Genomic DNA, 1472 nt, shown 5'->3' on the forward strand with positions numbered 1-1472 from the left:
CCCCGACACCCCACCTCCCACGGCGGTACCCTGACCAGGCCACATCAGCCACATCACCGGACCCCCGAAGGGACACCCCATGCCGCTCGAAGCCGGCCTCCTGGAGATCCTCGCCTGCCCGGCCTGCCACGCCCCCCTCAAGGAGCAGGAGTCCGAGCTGATCTGCACAGGCCAGGACTGCGGCCTGGCATACCCCGTCCGGGACGGAATCCCCGTACTGCTCGTCGACGAGGCCCGCCGCCCCGCGTAAGCCCGCCCGGCGATCGGAGGTGCCACCCATGCTCGACGAATCGCTGCTCGACGCCCCCGCGGCGTTGGCGGACGCAGACCGCCGCGGCCTCCTGCGCGGCGCGGCCGAGGCAGGCGCCCGCGTCCGCACCGCCGCCCGCCACGCGGCGGAAGCAGGCATCAACGACCTGAGACCGGACGGCCGCCCCCGCGCCGTCCTGATCGCGGGCCCCGGCGCAGCCGCGACCTGCGTCGCCGACCTCCTCGGCACCCTCGCCGGCGCGACCAGCCCCGTCGTCCGCCTGGCCCCCACCGGCGTCGCCCCCGCCGCAGGCGCCCTGCGCTGGGAGCTGCCGGGCTGGTCCGGCTCCGTGGACCTGCTCCTGATCGCCACCCCCGACGGCACCGAACCGGGCCTGTCCCTGCTCGCCGAGCAGGCCTACCGCCGAGGCTGCACGGTCGTCGCCGTCGCCCCCGCCGACACCCCGCTCACCGAGACGGTGCAGGGCGCGGCCCATGGCCTGTTCGTACGGATGGCCACCGCCCCGTACGACCAGGACGAGGCGGACCAGCCGCCCGCCGCGTCCGCCCCCGGCGTCCTGTGGGCGCTGCTCACCCCGCTGCTGGCGCTCCTCGACCGCACCGGCCTGCTCACCGCCCCGCCGGACGCGCTGGAGAAGGTCGCCGACCGCCTCGACCGCATCGCCGAACGGTGCGGCCCGGCCATCGCGACGTACAGCAATCCGGCCAAGACCCTCGCCGCCGAACTCGCGGACACGCTTCCGGTGATCTGGACCGAGGGCACGTCGGCCGGGCCCGCGGGCCGCCGGTTCGCGGCCGCCCTCGCCGAACTCGCCGGCCGCCCCGCGCTCGCCGCCGAACTCCCCGAGGCGCTGGCCGGGCACGGCGCCCTCCTCGCGAGCAGGCTCGCCGCGGGCGCCGACCCCGACGACTTCTTCCGGGACCGGGTGAGCGAGGCACCCGCGCTGCACGCGCGCGTGGTACTGCTCCGCGACCGCCCGACCGGCGGCCTCAGCGCCGCCCCCGCCGCCCGCGAACTCGCCCTCGGCCACGACACGGCGATCAGCGAAATCGAACCGGAGGACGGCGCCGAACTGGAGACCCTGGCGGAACTGATCGCCACCACGGACTTCGCGGCGGTGTACTTGGCACTGACGGCCGGAACCTGACCGGAACCGCCCTATCCGCGCCTCTCTCCACCCTCACCTCCACCCGCCCCCCAC

At 76.2% G+C, this 1472-nt stretch carries 2 protein-coding genes; both read left to right on the forward strand.

The features are described from left to right. Window positions 1–79: 79 nt before the first annotated feature. Complete coding sequence (locus AOK08_RS44315) at window positions 80–250, forward strand: Trm112 family protein (RefSeq protein ID WP_079054586.1); 171 nt, start codon at window positions 80–82, stop codon at window positions 248–250. A gap of 28 nt (window positions 251–278) precedes the next feature. Next, window positions 279–1418, forward strand: a complete 1140-nt coding sequence (locus AOK08_RS41780; RefSeq protein ID WP_055535796.1) for an SIS domain-containing protein — start codon at window positions 279–281, stop codon at window positions 1416–1418. Window positions 1419–1472: the final 54 nt, after the last annotated feature.

The organism is Streptomyces graminilatus, assembly GCF_001418565.1.
Taxonomy (GTDB): domain Bacteria; phylum Actinomycetota; class Actinomycetes; order Streptomycetales; family Streptomycetaceae; genus Streptomyces; species Streptomyces graminilatus.

Bases quoted from the DNA above. Each gene is read 5' to 3' on its own strand.
- AOK08_RS44315 (WP_079054586.1), top strand. From the start codon at position 80: ATGCCGCTCGAAGCCGGCCTCCTGGAGATCCTCGCCTGCCCGGCCTGC.
- AOK08_RS41780 (WP_055535796.1), top strand. From the start codon at position 279: ATGCTCGACGAATCGCTGCTCGACGCCCCCGCGGCGTTGGCGGACGCA.